Source organism: Massilia sp. LXY-5, from assembly GCF_059801075.1.
On sequence record NZ_JBNNEH010000008.1, the window covers coordinates 72287 to 91880 of the forward strand.

Here is a 19594-nt window from a genome sequence, read left to right on the forward strand (position 1 = left end):
TCGAAGGACAGCTTACTTATCGGTCCGGTGTTCCGTTAGTTAGTTACCTTTTTACTGGGTCACTCGCATGGTTCACACCAATATGGGAGCCATAAACTAACACAGCAGCTGAGTAGGAACGGGACCGAGGTGATGGCGAGCAGGTTCAGGGCGCGGTCTGCTCGGCTGGCGCTGACGACGGGTTCGTCAGTCAGCGTAAGCGCGGCCGCGACGGCCAGCGTCGCGTCGTTGCAGCGACATCATCTGTCGCAGGTTGGCTTAAGCTGGCGCTTCATTGGATCGACAGGGAGAATGAATGAACGAAGTATTCATGGCAGGTGACGGGTTCATGTTGGTGTCCGGCGGGCAGAGCGGCGCGGACCGCGCTGGGCTCGACTGGGCAATCGGGCGGGGAATCCGTCACGGCGGTTGGTGCCCGCGCGGACGCAAAACCGAGGATGGGGCGCTGCCTCAGCAGTACCTGCTGAAGGCGACCCCGGGCGCTGGCTACCTCCAGCGCACCGAGTGGAACGTACGCGACAGCGACGCGACATTGATTTTCACACTGACCGACCGTCTCGATGGCGGTTCGAAACGCACCGCCACATTCGCCGACAGCCTGAACAAGCCGTGGCTGCACGTGCGCCCAGGGGTACATCCGAAGTACGTTGCACGCTTTCTGGCGCGCCATGGCGTAAAAACGCTGAACGTGGCCGGCAAACGCGAATCGTCCGCGCCAGGCATCAGTGACCTCGTGCGGCAAGTGCTTTCGCAGGCGGTTACGCCAAATGCAGGCACGCCATAGTCTCCGGAGCGGCCATGACGCATTGCCGTAGGTTGCGTCAGTATCTCGTTGGGTACCCGGCGTAGGAGCACGTTGCCGCTCCTCAGCTCTGCCAGCACTTTCCCGTCGAGGATGAACATGCGTCGAAAGACATTGGCTGGGGTGCGATTCACAGCTTTTCCACTAAAGCGCGATCGCGCGTGGTGGCGCTGAAGTACCGGCCATGGCCAGTTATCCCAGATCACCTGCCGCTACCCATTATGCGTGGAATAACCAGGCTTGGCGGCGCCGGCCATCTTTTTCTCGTACGTGCGGAGCTCGCAGGTCCTCGTCTGTCGCTATGCTAGTTGAACTGCGCAACTGTCAGCGGATTGCCGAACACTGCGCCTGTGTCAACGTAATGCACGTTCCCAAGCGAAATCGGTCTTGGCACAGGCGTGTGCCCGACAAATACCGTAGTCACGCCTGTGACACCGGAATCATCCATTGCGATGATACGCTCACGGCTCGACATGCAGATCTCTCCAACTAGCGGCGCGTCGTCACTGCATAATTCGGAAACCAGCTCTTCCCAGGAAGCGAATGGGCAGTCGCCATGGACAATTCCAACCAGACCTCGCGACGTCTCGATCTCCAGCACGATTGGGAGCAGATCGAAATAGGACGCAACCCGTTTCTGGTGCAGCAGGCCCAGTTGCATGAACCAGGCGCCACCATAGAGCCGATAGTCATCGGGATCGATGTCGCCGGCGAGATAGTCCAGCGCCATCTGCTCGTGATTGCCACGTACAGCGTGAAACCAGGGTCGCGTCAGCCAGTCGATGACCGCCGCCGACTCGGAACCACGGTCGACAAGATCACCCACACTGAACAGGCGATCGACGTTGCAATCGAACTTAAGCCGGTCCAGCTCGACCGAGAGTTTGTTGAAACAACCGTGAACGTCGCCGACCACAAAATCACGACCGAGTCGATTCGCATTGAACCGTCGCACAAAAAAAGTCATATAAAAACCAGGTTTTTCAAAACATTTATCAGACGCAAGTTGCGTTCAGCTGGCTGCGTACCGCCAACGCGTGGGGGCTAGATCGGCCTATCTGACATCTCGCTGACGTAGCGCCTGTCTAATTACCGCCATGAGATGTACGACGGCTCCATGAGCATCTTTCTACGAATACCGGTGACGGACAATTAGCGTGGTTAGCAGGTGCCTGAGGACGATTGAGGGACGTCTGTCCCTCATGGAGTTTGTATGCGAACCACCGTTGTGCCGATTTGGTAGCGCGCACCCAGACCGGGCTAGCGAAAGAATCGTTGTGGATATTAGCGTAGCCAATCCATTGTATCGAGGCGCAGTGAGAATCTGCAAAATCATTTCATGGCTTCTTCGGGGCAACGAGCTTTCATTTTGAGCCGCACTGCGACAACCTGCGTCGCATCAAAGTAGAGGCACTATCAAGAGCCGAGTTAGCGCAGTGGGCGCTACCTTACAAGACTTCTGTTTGGTGATCGGTGCTCGGGAACTACAGGTATCGTGCGCTCCGACTACCGGCGCAGCAGTCTCTATCGAGTACCATGATGACCGCACAAACTCGGACGACCAAAAGCATTCTCTGGTTCACAAGCAGGCAATGGTGGTGTCACATGAAGTCCACGTCTGATAGCCAAATTTACGGAGCAGCTAAATGCGCATCGAACGAGGAGTCGTCGTCGTTGACAGCGTTGACGATGTGCTGTCGCCGCGATATCCGGCGACCTTTAAGGTCTTGCACAGGCAATTCATGAGCGCCTGGCACTTGTTTATGAAAGCAACGCGGCTTCCGCTCTATCAAACGCCGAACGCATCCTGGCTACCAAGGTAATGGATGTACTGGACGCGCTGGCGGTACCGACGGAGAAGGTCGATCGGGCGAACAACCGAAGTGCCTGACCCCTGCGCCCAAGGTAGGTAGCTTGCCCCTTATCTGACCCGTTCCGGGGACGCGCAGCCACGGTTAAATGCCGAGCACGGCTGAAAAAGCATTCGCCGGTGCCAGCGTGTGCGAGAAGCACGGATCAAAAAGGAGGCGAGCCAATGCATCCGATTGGGAACCTGTTCTCAGCTATCGGCTTTCCGTCAATGCAGGGGGAAGCTTCCTCGGCGAACGCCACGCTCGTTTCATTCCAGCTAGGATGTTCCATCAACCAACGAACGAACGCATACAAACGGATTTATGAGCACGATCTTTCCAGACCGCCTGCGTATCGGCGACATAATGTATAGCATCGACACCTATCCACTCGAGGCGTTCCTTGACGCCCTGCCAGCGCGGCCTGAGAAGCGTAGTACGATAAACACACTTAATGGATATGTGGCGACCTGGGAGTGTTTTGAGGGCCGCCTGTACTTAGTTGATATCAGCAGTGAGCGGCATTTACAATTGTTCGCCGAGGCCTCTGGCCCAATCGTTGCCTCCTGGTTCAGCGGCATCGTGTGTGCTTGGCGGGGGGAATGTCGGTTCTCTAACTACCCGGCGCAAAGATTCTGGAATGAACAAGTCATATTCGATATCGTGAATGGGAAGGTGGTACGCGAATGGGTACTCGACCTGCGCGACCTTCCGGATCAGAGCGGCGCTCTCTGAGACAATCCTTGCCGGCCGTTTTGATGAAGGCGAGCCGACATCTTTTTCGATCGCGCTCTCTGCAGGAATCGTCCAGGCTGCTGCATAAAGGTAGGGCCACAGCACCGCCGTGGATGCGACCTCCTTATATCGACACGTTTGGCGTATAGCCAGGCGCCCCTGGACCAATGTCGTTTGTGACACCAAACCGTGGCTTTCTGGATTCTGGCGCGTCTAACGACGCCGCCAAGGCCGAGTGCTCAACACCAAGCTCCGACACGTGATCTCTGGCGAGATCTCATAAATAGACGTGGATGACTACCTGATCGGATATTCTGGAGCGACTTGCTCCGCCCTTGAAAAGAATGTATAGCGACGCTATACGTCGCACTGCACGCTATTCTGATCTTGTTGCAGCCGGATAAGGGCAGTCAACCTGGCGCTACTTGCCTTGCCTGCAACGGTATCTGCAGGCGTTGGGCGTCTCAATACGAACGCGAGGTAGTGCAGTCCAGCGACGACCCGTTGAACGCAACTGATGTTGTCGCAGAGAACTAAATTTGCCCTGATATATTGCGGTGGCTATAGGCCTACAGTACCTTATGCTGATGATCTCACAGTTCCAAATTTGCCTCGGTTTGCAGGTCTTGCGCGAACGTCGGCGCTTATCCGCGCTGGATTTAGCAATCAAAGCGGGGCTTTCCCCCGACGAGGTGAGCCGAATCGAGGCTGGTGAATCTGGGCTGGATTACCTGACGGCAGCCCGTCTGACACAAGTACTTGGGGTAGGTCTTGCCGACATCGCGGTCGCTGCGTATGGGTTGGACCATTCAATGGTGAAGAAACGCTACGAGGAAATGGCTGCACGCTTGCGCGTTTTGCAGCATGACGTGGAGGGAGGGCACAAGTAAATGAACCATCAGCCCGCCGTAACGAGAATATGGGAGGAGGCGGCCGCACCAATGGAATATAGGATCGGCGGCGGCGACCGGGAATGGTTTGATGGCAATCACCCGTGCCTCCGCCATGGCTACACTGCCGCTTTTAATGATAGGCCAACGTGAAGAAAATACTCGAAGTACTGAGTGAAGCGCAGGCCTTCGTAGAGGACATCCGAAAACACGCAGAGGGTCTCGATGGGAACCTTCTTTTGGAAGTCATGACGTTGACCGATGCGGATTTCTCCGAACCAATGGACGGCGAAACGCTCATCGCCACGTTGAGGAATGAGGGATTCCTCTGAGGTCCATACGTGAAAAATGATGCGTCACGATCCGCGCACATACGTAACACTTTCAGACAGGGTGGCTACGATCCCGTCCACCCGCGCCAACGACTACATAACCCGTGCCAACAAATTTAACTCTTCTTCGTCAATGGACGATGCTGCGTCTGATCCCCCGAGCACCCGCTAAAATTGCAGTGAAAAACTTACAGCAGCAGTTACGCGATGCCGACTTCAAGGTGACCACGCGCACGGTGCAGCGCGACCTGATCGACTTGTCGACGGTATTTCCGCTGGTATCGGACGACCGCGAAAAGCCGTACGGCTGGAGTTGGCAGCGTTCGGCACCGAGCTTTGATCTGCCAGGCCTTAGCGTACCGGACGCGCTGACACTGACCCTGGTCGAGCAGCATCTGCGCAACCAGTTGCCACCTACTGCGCTGGACGCCCTGGAACCGCAGTTCCGCTCCGCTGCACGCGTCCTCAACGCTCTGGATGAGTCGGTGACGTCAAAGGCCTGGCTAGGTAAAGTGAGGACAATTGCACCGCTGCAGCCCTTGCAAGCGCCGGCGCTCAATCAAGAATGTCAGCGTACGGTCTACCTTGCCCTGATGAAGGATCTACAACTGAGCCTGCGCTACAAAAAACGCGATTCCGCAGTAGCGACCCATTATCCAGTGGTGCACCCCCTGGCGATTGTCCAACGAGGCGGCATCGTTTATCTGGTGTGCACGTTCGCTGATCATGGTGACGTACGCACGCTGGCCTTGCACCGCGTGCACGAGGCAGCGTTGATCTACGAGGAAGTGAGAAAACCAGGCGACTTCGACGTGGACGCGTTTATCGCGTCCGGCGCGTTCGGCTTCCTGACTGGTCCCCCAATCAAGCTGCGCGCGACCTTCCAGCGCCCTGTTGCCGAGCATCTGTTTGAGACGCCGCTGTCCTCCGATCAGGTACTCGTATCGTGTGAAGACGGGTCGGTCCACCTGACTGCCACTGTCGCCTCTACCCGCACGCTGGTCTATTGGCTCACCGGCTTCGGTGCCGCTGTTGAGGTGCACGGCCCAGCTAAATTGCGCGCCGAACTTAAAAAAGTCGCACTCGGCATGGCCGCAATCTATGGCTAGTGCCCTTTTCGTTCCCGCTATCCTGCGCGTGACCCGATAAGCGCTTCAATAACAGAAAGTACGGCCGGTGCAGACTATTTCCTACTTCGCCTATGGTTCAAATATGTCCGCCAGACGGTTCAAAGCCAGAGTGCAGTCAGCCGAAACGGTCGGCGTTGCCGTGCTGGATGGTTATAAACTGGCTTTTCATAAACCGGGCTCCGACGGCTCCGCTAAGTGCGACGTGATCGAAACCGGGGCAACTAAGGATTGCGTGTACGGCGTCGTGTACGAGATTGACGCCGACGAGCTACCGCTGTTGGACATGGCCGAGGGCAATGGCTTCGCTTATCAGCGGAAAACCGTCAGGGTGGCGGTGGAAGGCGGGTCGCCGGTTTTTGCCGAATGCTACTTCGCAACTGACATCGGTGCTGAGACAGCCCCGTACAGCTGGTACCTGCATCACGTTCTTGCGGGCGCCCGGCAGGAGCGGCTACCGCCGTGGTATGTCGCGCAGATTGCAGCGGTCGCATGTAAGCCTGACCCGGATGCACAGCGAAGTCAGCGTGAGCTGGTCGTTTACGCCGACGAGAGCGCGTAAGGCCTTCACAGGGCACCCATTCTTCGAGAAAGCAGGCATCACTACCTCGTCCTCACTCGAGGCGATTTCCAGAATGCGTTCGGTTCACCGGCGACCCTGGCCTGCCGTGCAGCAGCAGACATGTCGCCGACTCACCAGCGTGGTTATCGTGCGCGTGATGCAGGGCGTGTACGGAGGTTATTCGCGACAGTGCCGAAAACGAAGCATGATTCCCTGCGACGCAAAATGTCGCAGAAAGAAATAAGCTGTTGAGGTTGGCGAGCGCAGCAGTGCAGAAAGTGAGTTCAATATTTCACCGAAATGCGTCGCAAGCACAAAAACGATACAACCGGGACCGGTCGTATCGTTGCGAATCGTTTCAGAGTATCAGGCAGGCGATAGGGCGTGGAATGCAGGCAAGGACGCCTCGGCCCCCTGCTCAGCTCATTATTTAGGGAGAATTAAGTGACTCAAACTGGTGTCATTCATTTTATCCACGGTAAAGAAAGTGGATTGAATGGCAGCCTGCTCACAGCGTTGTCGAACGTCGCGCGTGACGCCCGCCGAGAAGTCACGCGTCTGGATTATGCTCGCACGTTCGATCCCGCCGCGTGCCGGTTCGATTAGCCAAGATGGGTGGCGAAGAATTAGCGGCGCGCACCCATGGGCAACGCCGCGCTGTCCGTAGAGCGGTCGAAGCAAAGCGTTTCGCCGTTTCTAACAAAAACAAATGGAGGTTTCTATGCAGTTGTATCGTGCCGTCCCTCGTAGTAGCTTCGATCCACAGCGCCAACACAAGCGTCACCCCGGGGCACGGCTACCCGCCAATGTGCCGTATTTCGTCGATAATTTGTGGGAATTTACGCGTCCAGACGATAAGCCTTCCCGCCGCAATGCCGTGTACGCAAGCCCAACGGCTGCGTTAGCGTTGGACGGCGCCGCCGGCGTCGGGCGGCCCCAGGATGGCTTCATTGCCTGCCGCGTGGAATGCCTTACACCGCCGAAAACGTTCCAGTTATCGGTCGCCGACGCACGTTATCACCCAGATCTCACGAGCTTGCGACACGCCGTTCACGCTCAGTTGGCAGGACCTGCGCCACTTGCGTTCGAGACCAGACTGGCTCTTGCGCCGCTGTTCCTACCTGGTGTTACGCGTCATGAATTGATGGCAGCGATGGAGAAAGATGCGATCTTGCGCGATTTTGTCGAATCGCTCGCGTCAATCGTCACCTTCTGGAGCGATACGCCAAATATCGCCTCTGGTGAATTGTTCTTCGAGGTAGAAGAGGATAACGCGTACACCTTGCATCCGGTGTGACGGCCCACGGTTACCACCGGCTAAAGACCGCGGCGGCTGACGTCAGCCACTCCCGTTCCTGCCATACGACACATACTCAGGCTTGATCTGCCACGCGGCTAACCGATGAGTCTGCCATCGACTTCGGAGTTTTTCAATGCACCATGTTTTCTTGTTGGGCGATTCAATCTTTGACAACGCTCCCTATGTTCCCAAAAACACTGAAGTGCAAGCTCAGCTGCAAGCACTGCTGGGGGACGAACATCGGGTTATCTTGCTGGCGCGCGATGGTGACGTATTGGTAGACGTCCGGGCGCAGGTCGCGCGTCTTCGTAAAATGTCTGCAGGGTCTGGAACACTGGTTGTAAGCTGCGGCGGCAACGACGTATTAGGGCTCGTCAGCTACATGCAGTCGGGCGTGAAATCTGTGCTCGAGGCCGCGGAAATATTAGCGTCGTGGCAAGCCGAATTTCGCTTTGAATACCGCCGTATGCTCGATGAAGTATCAACCATCGGCCTGCCTGTAGCGATTTCAACGATTTATGACTGCGTGCCGGGGCTCTCGCCCGGCCTACGTACTGCGCTGGCCGTGTTTAACGACGTGATTTTGCGCGAAGCGGTGGCACGCAGACTTCCTGTGCTGGATCTTCGCGTAGTCTGTGATGACCCCGCTGACTACTCTGCGGCGTCACCGATCGAGCCTTCGCAGCAAGGTGGGGGAAAGATCGCTGCGGCCATCGCATTATTGCTACGGTCGCAGGACACGGCGGCGCAACGGACGGTCGTGTTTGGCTCTCCTGCTGCCTGATTTTCTCGTACTCAGCTTCAGTCGCCTGCCAGGGGAGCGCCCTGTATCGCGCTTGCTTTTACCGGTAGCGCATCCGCCGGTGGGCATCAGTTTGCACGATTGCACTGAAAGGCCAAGACCGGGGGTGAGCGAACCTCCGTTCTGGCGATCAACGCCGCGGCCGAGCTAGCTCGGGCGGGTGAGCAGCGCAGACCTGTGCGGCAGGGCGTCTGCAGTCGGTACGCTACAGTGCTCGGCCAGCGTCGCGAAAGTGGTCGAGCTGCTTATCAGCAGCGCGGTCAGAAGATCTCCGCTGACAGCAAGCCAGCTGGACGCCGGCGCTGCCACTCACGAGATCGTGGAAATCGTTTAGCACGCTACGAACATTCTGGCCGAGATAGCGTCGACCGTTCGGGAACTGACCATTGGCATCGACCAGATCAATGGGGTGATGGCCCGGATGGATCAGATCACGCAGTACGTCGCAGCCCTGGTCGACGCACGAGTCCGCGACGGCAGGAAACGCTGATCGGGAAGAATTCTGATCCGGAATTACTCTACTTTAGGATGCCCTTCCGGGGTATTTTTCATTTTGCACGTCAATCGTAGGCTGATGGGGTATCGACGTCGGATCTAACCGGGCAGACGCGGTTATTTTGGTTTGCAGATTGTCGTCGCCAGCGCATTGCTGAAGCTTAGTTTCGCCTGCGTTTTCCAGGCATTCGCCGCTTCGTCGCAGGTTTCCCGGCTCGTGAATTCGGCGGTCACCATGGTGGCAGGCATCGACCGATTCAGGACGAGCGTCAGGATGAGGATGTACACGATAGATCTCCACTGAATGTTTAAAAATTTGGTTCACGCGGCGATCACGGCTGTCCTGTAGCCAAACGCGCGGGAACCGGAAAACCTGGCGGCACTTCTGACGTCGTCACTAGCTGGTGTTGCGCGGCGATGTCTCCACCTTTTCCCATTCGCCGAGCCGAATTTCCCCGGTAACGTAAGTACGGGGGTAAGTACTTGGACCACGTAGTCGGAACTGCGCCGCGCCGAAATGAACGATCTCGAGCGTGCCTTCTTCGCCTGTCGACCGATGTCGAACGCGTTCTCCGCGCGCAAATCCAGTTGCTTCTTCAAGCGCGCACGCCTCGGCGTCAACGATCTGACGGCGTATTTCGTGAAGCTCATCCTCGATGCGCTCCACTCGTTGGTGCAACTGCGTCATCCGCGCATACAGGGGTCTGGCACGGCGCTCCGCCATGGCCTGTTGCTCGGAAGTGATCGCACCAGCGCGGCGAAGTGTCGCCTTGTGCGTCCGGACTTGCTCGACTAAGCGGTCGCTGCTGCCCGGAAAGGTCGGCAACGGTTTCGCATCAAAGGGCGCATCACTGAGCCGTCTGCCATCGACCAGCGTTTCCATGCTCTGCAGGTCTCTCATCAGTTCATTTCTTGACGCCAAGTCAATGGGTAGCGCTTGCCAGTTCCCGCGAGCGTCCATCCCTCCTGTCACATAGGCCGTCAGGCACTCATAATTTTCTTCTGCACTTACACCTCCTCTTCGGCAGACAAGATAGCAATCATCGGCCGCGATAACGCTCGCCTCAGGGACGGTTCCGGGATTGAAAAGGGGCCCGTCATACCGAAGAACCAGGATCCGTTCCTCCCCCACATGCTTGAGGCCGACTATCCGACCATCTTCCCAGAACGTGTCAGCGGGATCAGCCGGTCCTGGCTCACACATGTCGTCGAGGAGAGACGCGCGAATCGCCGGGACCCGAAGTAGCCGCGCAGTAGCGTTCGCTAAGCTGAGGATCGCGCCCGGGTGCGGAGCCGCAAGCGTGTTGCGCGCGAGGTGCAGCACATCCTTTACGATCGGCGCCGCGCCAGCAGCCACGCACGCGGCACTGTCCGGCTCGGCGTGGCAGAGTGCCCAGTAATTGTCGATCTCAGCAAGACGGGAACGCTCGAGGGCGGCGAGCATGCGGTCCGCCTCGCGAAGTGAGAGCCGTGAAAACGTAGGCGGAATCGCTATCGTCCGTGCGGGACAATCCGGTGGATTGTTGTCTGACATAGCGCTCCGTTATCAAAAAAATGTAAGGCCCATCGCTCGACTCCTGTCATGCACGACATCGCTGCCTGCGTCCGATCCGCGGGCGAGCACGACTGATAACATTGCGGACAACGTCTCCGACAAGTGGTCAAAACCAAAGTGGGTGTGCGCTTACCCTCAGTGTTCGCGGGCGAGCGAGCGGCAGCGTCATGCTGGCGGCACTGTAAGGTGGCCGCTCGCGGTCGATGATCAATGCACAAAGCCGATGGCCGAAGACACGGGCGCTTTCAGCTTACATTCCTGTGCCAGTGCATGGACGAAGGCCGTTGCCGAAACGATCGGGCGGAAGCGATGCTGACGCGCGACGGCTGCGAAGTCCCCAGGGGTCACATTGCGCAATGCGCGCAGACCATCGAAGTCGGTTGCGCTGGCTGGCGCCAGCCCGAAGCGCGTGATATACCGTTTGAATAGCAGCGCCGCTTGTTCGGGCAGTAGAAAATCGAAGCACACTTTCAAATCGAACCTGCGCAAGGCGGCGGGATCAAGACCGGCCATGAGGTTAGTCGAGGCGATGAACACGCCAGAAAACGTCTCCATCCGGGTCAACATTTCGTTAACCATCGTCACCTCCCAAGACTGACGCGCATGGGTACGGTCCTGCAAAAAGCTATCGACTTCGTCGATCAGCAGCAGGCCGTTCTCGCTTTCAGCGCGGCGAAACGCGGCGGCGATGTTTTTTTCGCTCTCGCCCACCCACTTTGACATCAACTCGGACGCGGTATAAAGCAAGAGCGGCATTCCCAGTCGTTCGGCGAGCCAGCGACCATATGCCGTTTTTCCGGTACCGGGCGGGCCGTACAGGCACAGTCTGGCGGCACGGTTCGCAGCGAGCCCGTCAGCGAGTTGCAACATATCCGTGTCTGCGTTGAGCAAAGCCGCGTCATACTCGGCCGGCAAACTGGCCGCCTCGCCATGCCGCAGCGGCGCGTGTCCCAAGGCCTCGAGCGACTGGTCGATCAAAAACTCGACAGCGCGGCCGGCCCTGGCGGGATCGAGCCGATCCCCAATGGTGCGCACGACATCGGCTGCGCGGCTCACCACGGCCGGTGCCAGCTGCGGTGACGCGGCGATACGGTGGATCGCGGCATCCTCCAACACGCCGCCGCAGGCCCGACGCACAATCAGTTCACGCTGAGCGCGCGGGGGCACCGGCATTTCAATCACCATATCGAAACGGCGCAGGAAAGCCGGGTCGATTCCTTCAATTGAATTCGACAGCCACAGTGCGGGTACCTGGTTTTGCTCGAGCGTACGGTTGAGCCAGGCTTTGCGCTTCTGCGCTGTGCTCATCCGACCGAAGATCCGGTCGCCATCATTGAACACATCCTCTACTTCATCAAAGAGAATCATGGCATTGCGCTGTCCGAAAAAACTTTGCGCGGCGCGGTACGCGCGCAGGCGCCGCTCGCCCAACACGGGATCGCCGTCGGAATCCTCGCTGGCCACCTCGAACAGTTCGCACTCCAGCACGGCAGCCATGACGCGCGCCAGTTCGCTTTTACCAGTGCCCGGTGCGCCATGCAGGAAGATGTTGACGCCCGCCCGGCCACTGTGCAAGGCCTGCTCCAAATACGGCCTCAACAGCGCCAGTGAGTCTTCGATATGGCCGTAGTCGGCCAGGCCAAGCGACGGTGGCGCACCCGGACTGACAGTGTCCTTCAACAAGGTGAGCGGGTCGGCTTCTCCGCCCAGCAGCAGGTCCGCAAAACTGTCCGAGAGCAGGTCCAATTTACCGCGCAGGTAGCCGCTGCTACCCCGGTCGATCGCCAGCAGACCGGAGCGCGCCAACACTCCCTGCGAGCCGAGCGCGCTTTGCACGCAACGCCGGTCAAGGTCGAGCACGACTGCAAGCGCATCGATCACCTTGAGCGAATTGAGCTGGCCAAGCGTATCGGCGCAATCGTCCAACACACGGTCATGGTGCAGCAGCGCGGCGAACTCCAGGATGCGGCAATCCACTTCGGACAATCCCACCAGCTGCGAAAGCCGTGTCATGTTCGCGCGCAATCCAGGTGGCGGGTCCAACTGGGCGGCCCGTGCCTCGGCCGCGACATGGAGCTCCCGCAAGTGCGTGCGGACCGTAGCATTGTCGAAGTCAAGTTCATCGTTATCCAGCCAGTCACCCATGCCGAGGTGACGCGCCACCCGGTCCTCCGAAAAGCCATTGCGCATGACGAATACCTTGTGACCGGACAAGGGCATCAGCATGCGCAACATCCAGAGCTCGGTAATAGATTCGATCTCCTTGAGGGGGGAAGTAGCGGATGCGGTGCGACGGCGAGTTTTCATGAAGCATCTCCTTAAGAGACACTCATCATAAAGAGAGATGCGACAGCTTATGTCGCAGCGCTGTCGCTTCGACAAGTGGGCATTGTCAGGCACGTAGTCGAGGTGCCCCTCGCAACGCTGTGTGCTCATTCCAAGTCTGAAGGACGGCTGAACCCGGCCGTCGTAGCGAGCTGGCGCCCGACGCTTCCCGAGCAATTGTCAGGAATGCACGACCGTCTCGCCGCTACAACGCAGGTAGGCGCATTTCGAGGTAACCGGGAAGTCTGGGCCGTTTGAGAGACAGTTACATGGACAAACCAAAAGGTATGGGCGATACTTTCCCGCCAGCAACCAAAGCAGCCTCGCGAGCCAGTTCTCCCCTTCATGACCAGCCCTATCATTCTTTGTGCAACGACCCGGTTGGCGCAGACCTTGCGCGCAACGCGGGCCGCCGACGGCGCCACCGTCTGGGACACCCCGCAGGCATTCGTGCTCGAGGCCTGGATCGACGGGCTGGGGGAGGAGGCGATGCTGTCGGGAGCGCTACCGGCGCTGGTGCTGCTTGACGCATTGTCCGAAAAGCTGCTTTGGCAGCAGGTCATCGAGGAAAGTATTGCGCTCGATGACGCGCCGCTGTTCGACGTCGCGGCGATGGCTGTGAAAGCGGCCGATGCCTATGCGGTTGCGACGATCTGGGGGCTCGATAGCGAGCAGAACGCGATGTCGCGTGAAGCGGCGCTCTTCACGCATTGGCGCAAGCTGTTTCGAAGCAGGCTCGATGAGAACGGCTGGACGGTCGCCGTCGATCGCCGCGATGCGGTGCTGCGAGCTCTCGAACAAGGAACACTGCGAGTGCGTTCGCGGGTTGCATTTGCCGGGTTCGATACGCTCCATCCATACCAACGGCGCTTAGCCACCAGCCTGGGCGCTGCGCTGTCTTCTTGCGCCGAAGCCAGGGGAGAGGACTGCCCTTGTACGATCACGACGTTCGAGGACGTCGGCGCCGAGTGTCAAGCGGCCGCGCGCTGGGCCGAACTACAACTGGCGACGAATCCAACGTGGCGCATCGGTATCGTTGTTCCCGACCTGAGCAGCGTGCGTGACCGCCTCGAGTATGAGCTGGAACATGTGCTCGACCCGGGGCTTGCCGCTCCAGGCTTCGCGGAGCATCCACGTCGCTATAATTTTTCGCTTGGCCGCTCGCTGGCCGAGGTGCCGGTCGTCGCTTGCGCGCTGCAACTGCTCGGGTTCGCCAGCGACATGGAGCGAGTTGAGCAGCCGGCGCTGACCTCTTTGCTGCTGAACCCATATTGGTCGAATAGCTTGCACGAGAGCGATGCCCGTGCGGCGCTTGACGCTCATATGCGCAAGCGCTTCAAACGACGTGTCAACGTCGCTCAGCTCATCGAGCAGGCGCAACAGCGCGACAATAAACCCGGACTGCGCTGTCCTGCGGCGCTGCGCCATCTATCGCACCTGTCGCACCATGCCGCCGAATGCGCTAGCCAGGCACATCTTCCCTCGACCTGGGCGCTCCACGTACGCGCCATGCTGCGCGACGCCGGCTGGGCCGGCAGTGGGGGGCAGGGGTGCCGCGCCCTGTCGAGTCACGAATATCAGGCGCGCGAGGCCTGGTCCGAGTTGCTCGACCGCTTTGCCAGCGCCGATCGGCTCATTGGCGAACTGGGGTTCGCGCAGGCTGTGACGCGGCTCCGTACCTTATGCGCCGAACGCGTGTTCCAGCCCCAGACCCGCGGCACCCCGTCTGTCCACGTCGTCGGCGTGCTCGAGAGCACCGGGCTACCGTTCGACGCCGTGTGGGTCATGGGGATGCATGATGGCGCATGGCCGCCGGCGCCGTCCCCGAATCCCCTGATTTCCGTCTCGCTGCAACGAACGCACCGGATTCCGAATTCCTGCGCAGCAGTGCAGTTGGACTACGCGCGCACCGTCCTGCGACGGCTGCGGCGCCAGGCGCCACTCGTGCGCTTTTCGTGCGCATTGATGAACGGCTCGCAGGAATTACGCCACAGCCCGCTCTTCGTCGTGGACACTGAGATGACCGTTAGCTTACCGGTGCCAACCGCGCCGGTGCGGCCATGGAGTGAGGTTCTCGAGTGTCTCGATGACGCGGCCGGCCCGGTACTCGGAGACAGCGAACGCGCGCGTGGCGGCGTGTCGCTGTTGCGTGCCCAGGCGCTGTGTCCGGCCTGGGCCTTTTACCGCTACCGCTTGGGGGCGGCGGCACTGGAGCGGCCGCGAGAGGGACTTGGCGCGCAGGAACGAGGCACCCTCGTCCATGACGCCCTCGAGTGGTTCTGGAACGAGGTCGGTAGCCGACAAGCCCTAGCCGACTTGACTGTCTGCCCGGCCGTGCTGGACGAGCGGATCGCGATGGCGGTGAGCGCCAGCCTGGCCGCTTATGAGGCGCACATGGGGCCGATTCCGGCAGCGTCCCGCGAACTGGAGGTGCTGCGTTTGCACCGGCTACTGCGCGAGTGGCTGGACGCGGAAATGCGGCGCAGCGACTTCGTCGTCGTCGAGTGCGAGCGCGAGGTCAAGCATACAATCGGCCGGGTGGCGCTGACGATGCGGATCGACCGCATCGATCGACAAGATGGTAAGTTGGTGGTCATCGATTACAAGACCGGCATCCCAGGGAGCATCCACAACTGGGCGACGGATCGGATCACCGAGCCACAATTGCCGGTCTATGCGCTTGCCCTGTCGAGTGCGGCGTCGTGCGAACCGATCGGGGCGCTGGTGTTCGGCAAGGTGCATTTGGGAGCGGCGCGCTTTGCAGGTTTAAGCGCCACCGACAAATTCGTCGACCGTGTGCGTGGTATGCACAAGGTCTCCGGTAAGCCGTTCGCCGCTTTCTCCGACTGGGACGCGTTACAAGCGCATTGGCGCACGCGCATTGCGGCCGTAGCCGACGAGTTTGCACGCGGCGTGGCCGGTGTCAGCCTCAGTGACCCCGCCGCGCTCGCCTATTGCGACGTATTGCCGTTGCTACGCTTGCCCGAACGCGAGGCGTACCGTGCGGGCCTGTTCATGCCGCCCCCTGGCCAGGGCATCAACCCATCACGACAGGAATCCTGAGGATGCACAATGCACGCTCGACCTCGGTGCTCGAGGAAGACGCACGCGCGCGTCGCCGCGCGCTCGACCCGGAATCGTTCATCGTCCAGGCACCGGCCGGATCGGGGAAAACCGAACTTCTTACTCAGCGCTTCTTAGCCTTGCTGTCCCGCGTGGACCATCCCGAGGAAGTGCTCGCCTTGACGTTTACGAACAAGGCGGCGGGCGAAATGCGCAGCCGGATCCTGTCCAGCCTGAGTATGGCGGCATCTCGTGTGCGCCCGGGAGACGCGCAGCCGCACCGCCAAACGACCTACGACCTCGCTAGCGCGGTACTCGAGTGCGACCGGGTGCGCGGCTGGGACCTTGCCGGGAATCCCGGGCGCCTGAATATCTTGACCATCGACGCCCTCTGCGGCAGCCTGGTGCGTCAAATGCCTTTTCTTAGCCGGTTCGGCCACCAGCCACAAGTTGAAACTGACGCAGGGCGGTATTACCGGATTGCGGCACAAGCAACACTTGCCCTGGTAGAGGGCGTGGACGCCAACGCACAGTGCGTGCGCGGTGCACTACGCTACTTCCATAACGATGCCAGTACCCTTGGTTCGCTACTGGGGAATATGCTGGCCCAGCGCGATCAGTGGCAACGCGACGGCGCGCAAAGGGAGGACGCGCGCATTCCGGCGACCAAGGGTTTGGAGATGCTGGTATCGGGACTCTTACGCGAAGCACCCACCATGCTCGACGCCCAGGTTCAAGAGCGGATCATGCCCGCGGCGCGCTTCGCCGCGACCACGAATGAGGCGCTCGCCGTGCTCCTCGACTGGAGCGATGCCCTGACCGGGCAGGCCGATGAATTGACGGCGTGGCAGGCACTCGCCTCGCTGCTCTTGACTGACGGCGGCAAGCCGCGTCGCACACTGAAGAAGCCCGACGGTTTTCCAGCGGGGAATGTACAGGCTCAGACACTGTCCCAGGACCTACTCCAACTGATCTATGCCTTACCGGCGGAAGCAATTAGCTACCTACACAACTTGCGCAAGCTGCCGCCGGTAGCGGCGATCGACGACGGCTGGGAGATGGTAGATATCATGGGCCGCGTGCTGGCGCTCGCCGAAGCCCAGCTCTGGCTCGTCTTTCGGGACGCTGGCGTGGTCGACTTCGTCGCGATCGCCCAGCACGCACTGGGTGCGCTTGGAACCGAGGGTGAGCCGACAGACTTGGCGCTGGCGCTCGACCATCGGATCGGACACCTGCTCATCGACGAGTTTCAGGATACTAGCCCAGGTCAGGTGGCGTTGGCCGCGGCCCTGACGCGCGGCTGGGAAGCGGACGATGGACGTACCCTGTTCGTCGTCGGCGACCCCATGCAATCAATTTACCGCTTCCGCAAGGCGGAGGTCGGCCTATTCCTCGACGTGGCGCAGCAAGGCATTGGCGGCATTCGCCTCGCGCATTTGCGTCTGCATCGAAACAATCGTTCCGACCCAGTCATCGTCGACTGGGTAAATGCCGTTTTTCCATCGGTCTTTCCGCATCAAGCGGACGCCCGCGCCGGCGCCGTCAGTTATGCAGCCTGTTCGACGGACCGGGTGCCCTGCGGTCATGCGCGCGTTACCGCCCATCCTTTCGTAGCGGGACAGGATGCCGAAGCGCTCGGCGGCGACGAGGCAAACCGCATCATCGCCATTATCGATGCTACCCGTAGCGCCCGCCCGCAAGCCAGTATTGCGGTCCTGGTCCGGATGCGGCGCCACCTTGACGACCTAGTGGCTGTTATCCGGCAACAGCGTCCGGATTTGCTTTATCAAGCGGTCGAGATCGAGGCCTTATCCAAACAGCAGGTCATCCAAGATTTGCTGTCACTGACCCATGCGTTGTCGCACCGCGCCGACCGCGTGCACTGGCTGGCGATCCTGCGCGCGCCATGGTGCGGACTCACGCTCGACGACCTGCACCGCTTGGCCGGCGACGATCACGACAGCACGATTTGGCAGTTGATGCATGAGGAAGGGCGCTGCGCGGGCCTATCGGCCGACGGGCAGGAACGGCTGCGCCATGTTCGTCAAGTGTTAGAGGAGGCGTTCGCCCATCAGGGGCGGCAAGCGCCATGCCGTTGGGTGGAACAGGTATGGCGTCACCTCGGTGGTGCGCTCTGCCTGCACGGCAGCGCCGACTTACAGGATGCGCACGCCTACTTTGCACTGCTGCTGCAGTGCACACGCTGGGGCACCATCGATGCTGAACTGCTCCTCGAACGCGTCGATAAGCTGTATTCGAGTCCGAACCCAGACGCGGCGGCGCGCGCCGTCCAGCTGATGACGATTCACAAGTCGAAGGGGTTGGAGTTCGATTGCGTCATCGTGCCGGGACTTGGACAGATACCACGGAGACTCGACAGGCGCTTGATGTTATGGGAGCGTCTCGATGTTCCAGCGACAGGAACCTGCATCATTCCGGCCGTGGTGCCGGCAAAGGTCAGCGAGGATGCCGAAGACGGTCCGGAGACCGGGAAGGGCCGCGACCTCATCTATGCGCTGCTGCACGGCATGGAAACTAAGCGTGAGCACCATGAGGCTCAGCGCCTGCTCTACGTGGCGGTGACACGGGCGCGCCACACGCTTCACTTGCTTGGCGCGCTCAAGGAGACGGACGGCGTGTGCGCGCCTGCGAAGGGCAGCCTACTGGCGCTGTTGTGGGGTAGTCCGGCCAAGGAGGCTTTTCTGCAAGACGCCGGATCTGTGGAGCCGGACGCAGCGAGAATGACGGCTGCTGACCAAGATAGATTCACTGCGCCCCTGGTGCGTTTGCGCAGTCCCATCGTCGCCCAACTTGCGCCGCAGTACCGTCACAGCGTGCATGGCACGACCACGGTGGCGAATCCTCAACTCGACGCGGACCGATCTGATATCTCGATCGATGCCGCGACGGGCACGCTGGTGCACCGTTACCTCGAAATGATCGCCAACGACGGTTTAACGGCATGGACACATGCGCGCTGCGCCGGACTGGAACCGGCTTGTGTGGCGTGGTTGCGGGGGCAAGGGTTTTCCGATCCGACTGCCATCGAAGGCGCAGCGCGCGCGGTGCGTGCCTTGAAGACCGTACTGCAGTCGGACAATGGCAGGTGGATTCTGGATGCGCATGGGGACGCGTCTGCGGAAAAGCCGCTGACGAGCTGCCTGGATGGGGCCGATAGACAGGCGAACCACATCATCGACAGGACCTTTGTGGCAGGCGGCGAGCGCTGGATCATCGACTACAAAACCGTACGCTGCGAAGAGGCGTACCCGCGCGCCTACCTGGAGGGACATGCCGAGCAACACTATCGGGAGCAGCTGGAACGCTACGCAAGTTTGTACGCCAATGAGGGCGTGAAGGTGCGCACTGCGATCTTTTATGTATTACAGAACGAGCTGGTCGAGCTTACTGGCAAAAACAGCCTGTCTGACCACTCAATCTAGCAGCCCAAACAAGCATGCGGATTACCGCCACATCACCGCGAATGATGTGCAGCTTGAAGCGTTTCCGTTTAAGCGAGAGCTGTCGCTGGAGGCCTATCTCATCGACAACGAGCGAGTGCTCATTCTGGACGACGATGTTTTCAGTAATGCCGAAGTGATTGACGCAGAAGCACCCGATATTACCGCTGGAGTCACCGGTGGCGTGGTGGTTTTTTTGAGTTGCGAGGCGCGTGCTCAGCCTTCCTTGTACACGACTATGAGGATCGTTATGATGATCGATAAAGTCTTTCAAGCAACATAATCTTAATTCTAA

Annotated in this window: 15 protein-coding genes; 11 read left to right on the forward strand and 4 right to left on the reverse strand. The window is 59.7% G+C overall.

From position 1 onward, the window contains the following. Window positions 1–295: 295 nt before the first annotated feature. Entirely contained in the window at window positions 296–784 is a 489-nt protein-coding gene (locus ACI48I_RS22790; RefSeq protein WP_498575514.1) for a putative molybdenum carrier protein, read from the forward strand. A 322-nt stretch (window positions 785–1106) separates the two neighbouring features. Here the strand turns inward: ACI48I_RS22790 and ACI48I_RS22795 are convergent, their stop codons facing one another. After that, entirely contained in the window at window positions 1107–1769 is a 663-nt protein-coding gene (locus ACI48I_RS22795) for a metallophosphoesterase (RefSeq protein WP_498575515.1), read from the reverse strand. A gap of 1207 nt (window positions 1770–2976) precedes the next feature. On the opposite strand from ACI48I_RS22795, the gene ACI48I_RS22800 reads away from it, so the two are divergent. The 7 genes from ACI48I_RS22800 to ACI48I_RS22830 all read left to right on the forward strand — a co-directional run bounded on the left by ACI48I_RS22800 (window position 2977) and on the right by ACI48I_RS22830 (window position 8382). Next, on the forward strand, window positions 2977–3387 hold the full coding sequence (locus tag ACI48I_RS22800) for a hypothetical protein (protein ID WP_498575516.1): 411 nt from the start codon (window positions 2977–2979) through the stop codon (window positions 3385–3387). A 581-nt stretch (window positions 3388–3968) separates the two neighbouring features. Further along, on the forward strand, window positions 3969–4277 hold the full coding sequence (locus tag ACI48I_RS22805) for a helix-turn-helix domain-containing protein (RefSeq protein WP_498575517.1): 309 nt from the start codon (window positions 3969–3971) through the stop codon (window positions 4275–4277). Window positions 4278–4426: 149 nt separating this feature from the next. Next, complete coding sequence (locus tag ACI48I_RS22810; RefSeq protein ID WP_498575518.1) at window positions 4427–4609, forward strand: hypothetical protein; 183 nt, start codon at window positions 4427–4429, stop codon at window positions 4607–4609. A 140-nt stretch (window positions 4610–4749) separates the two neighbouring features. Continuing rightward, entirely contained in the window at window positions 4750–5718 is a 969-nt protein-coding gene (locus ACI48I_RS22815) for a helix-turn-helix transcriptional regulator (RefSeq protein ID WP_498575519.1), read from the forward strand. 67 nt (window positions 5719–5785) lie between these two features. After that, window positions 5786–6298 carry a gamma-glutamylcyclotransferase family protein gene (locus tag ACI48I_RS22820; RefSeq protein ID WP_498575520.1) on the forward strand — a complete coding sequence of 171 codons (513 nt, stop codon included), beginning with the start codon at window positions 5786–5788 and terminating at the stop codon, window positions 6296–6298. Window positions 6299–7019: 721 nt separating this feature from the next. Beyond that, window positions 7020–7595 carry a hypothetical protein gene (locus ACI48I_RS22825; protein WP_498575521.1) on the forward strand — a complete coding sequence of 192 codons (576 nt, stop codon included), beginning with the start codon at window positions 7020–7022 and terminating at the stop codon, window positions 7593–7595. Window positions 7596–7731: 136 nt separating this feature from the next. Further along, window positions 7732–8382 (forward strand): GDSL-type esterase/lipase family protein, encoded by a 651-nt coding sequence (locus tag ACI48I_RS22830; protein WP_498575522.1) that lies wholly within the window; start codon window positions 7732–7734, stop codon window positions 8380–8382. Between the two features lie 630 nt (window positions 8383–9012). On the opposite strand, the gene ACI48I_RS22835 is transcribed toward ACI48I_RS22830, so the two are convergent. From ACI48I_RS22835 to ACI48I_RS22845, 3 genes are all read right to left on the reverse strand, one after another. Beyond that, on the reverse strand, window positions 9013–9183 hold the full coding sequence (locus ACI48I_RS22835; RefSeq protein ID WP_498575523.1) for a hypothetical protein: 171 nt from the start codon (window positions 9181–9183) through the stop codon (window positions 9013–9015). 109 nt (window positions 9184–9292) lie between these two features. Beyond that, the gene (locus ACI48I_RS22840) at window positions 9293–10339 is read right to left on the reverse strand and encodes a hypothetical protein (RefSeq protein ID WP_498575524.1); all 1047 of its coding nucleotides are present in this window, start codon (window positions 10337–10339) and stop codon (window positions 9293–9295) included. Window positions 10340–10657: 318 nt separating this feature from the next. After that, complete coding sequence (locus ACI48I_RS22845) at window positions 10658–12757, reverse strand: AAA family ATPase (protein ID WP_498575525.1); 2100 nt, start codon at window positions 12755–12757, stop codon at window positions 10658–10660. Window positions 12758–13120: 363 nt separating this feature from the next. Here ACI48I_RS22845 and ACI48I_RS22850 point away from each other — a divergent pair, with 363 nt between their 5' ends. From ACI48I_RS22850 to ACI48I_RS22860, 3 genes are read left to right on the forward strand one after another with little or no spacing between them, the layout of a single operon-like run. Beyond that, window positions 13121–15838, forward strand: coding sequence for a PD-(D/E)XK nuclease family protein (locus ACI48I_RS22850; protein WP_498575526.1), 2718 nt, complete (start codon window positions 13121–13123; stop codon window positions 15836–15838). Window positions 15839–15840: 2 nt separating this feature from the next. Further along, complete coding sequence (locus ACI48I_RS22855; RefSeq protein WP_498575527.1) at window positions 15841–19281, forward strand: UvrD-helicase domain-containing protein; 3441 nt, start codon at window positions 15841–15843, stop codon at window positions 19279–19281. Window positions 19282–19327: 46 nt separating this feature from the next. Then, on the forward strand, window positions 19328–19582 hold the full coding sequence (locus ACI48I_RS22860; protein ID WP_498575528.1) for a hypothetical protein: 255 nt from the start codon (window positions 19328–19330) through the stop codon (window positions 19580–19582). Window positions 19583–19594: the final 12 nt, after the last annotated feature.

What these genes read in the sequence shown, in the direction of transcription:
- ACI48I_RS22790 (WP_498575514.1), top strand. Translation starts at nt 296, where the DNA reads ATGAACGAAGTATTCATGGCAGGTGACGGGTTCATGTTGGTGTCCGGC.
- ACI48I_RS22795 (WP_498575515.1), bottom strand. Translation starts at nt 1,769, where the DNA reads ATGACTTTTTTTGTGCGACGGTTCAATGCGAATCGACTCGGTCGTGAT.
- ACI48I_RS22800 (WP_498575516.1), top strand. Translation starts at nt 2,977, where the DNA reads ATGAGCACGATCTTTCCAGACCGCCTGCGTATCGGCGACATAATGTAT.
- ACI48I_RS22805 (WP_498575517.1), top strand. Translation starts at nt 3,969, where the DNA reads ATGCTGATGATCTCACAGTTCCAAATTTGCCTCGGTTTGCAGGTCTTG.
- ACI48I_RS22815 (WP_498575519.1), top strand. Translation starts at nt 4,750, where the DNA reads ATGCTGCGTCTGATCCCCCGAGCACCCGCTAAAATTGCAGTGAAAAAC.
- ACI48I_RS22825 (WP_498575521.1), top strand. Translation starts at nt 7,020, where the DNA reads ATGCAGTTGTATCGTGCCGTCCCTCGTAGTAGCTTCGATCCACAGCGC.
- ACI48I_RS22830 (WP_498575522.1), top strand. Translation starts at nt 7,732, where the DNA reads ATGCACCATGTTTTCTTGTTGGGCGATTCAATCTTTGACAACGCTCCC.
- ACI48I_RS22840 (WP_498575524.1), bottom strand. Translation starts at nt 10,339, where the DNA reads ATGCTCGCCGCCCTCGAGCGTTCCCGTCTTGCTGAGATCGACAATTAC.
- ACI48I_RS22845 (WP_498575525.1), bottom strand. Translation starts at nt 12,757, where the DNA reads ATGAAAACTCGCCGTCGCACCGCATCCGCTACTTCCCCCCTCAAGGAG.
- ACI48I_RS22850 (WP_498575526.1), top strand. Translation starts at nt 13,121, where the DNA reads ATGACCAGCCCTATCATTCTTTGTGCAACGACCCGGTTGGCGCAGACC.
- ACI48I_RS22855 (WP_498575527.1), top strand. Translation starts at nt 15,841, where the DNA reads ATGCACAATGCACGCTCGACCTCGGTGCTCGAGGAAGACGCACGCGCG.